General features: G+C 47.7%; 1 pseudogene. It reads left to right on the top strand.

What is annotated here, in order from left to right:
- Nucleotides 1-216: pseudogene (locus E0702_RS19645) on the top strand (response regulator); the annotation flags it as partial.
- Nucleotides 217-333: the final 117 nt, after the last annotated feature.

Genomic DNA, 333 nt, shown 5'->3' on the forward strand with positions numbered 1-333 from the left:
GTTATGTCCGCCGTGCGTAAGCCTGGCGCGAATCAGCACACGCCTATTGTGATACTGACAGACAGCTTGTCCGACGATCGCGCCAAGCAGTGCATGGCTGCAGGAGCCTCCAGCGTTGTTGATAAATCCAGTAACAACGTCACTGACTTTTACGGTCGAATCTACGCAATTTTTTCATACTGGCTAACTGTTAATCATTGCCAATTAGCCCGGTAAACCAAGGTAATGCAGGTCGCGCCACCACTCAACTAGGTCTTTCGTTCTATTTGCCACACACCTGTCTATGTTAAAATTTACGTAAGCGTTGCACAGCGTAAGAAAAGGAGAATGGTT

This window comes from Halomonas marinisediminis (genome assembly GCF_004347715.1).
Classification (GTDB): Bacteria; Pseudomonadota; Gammaproteobacteria; order Pseudomonadales; family Halomonadaceae; genus Halomonas; species Halomonas icarae.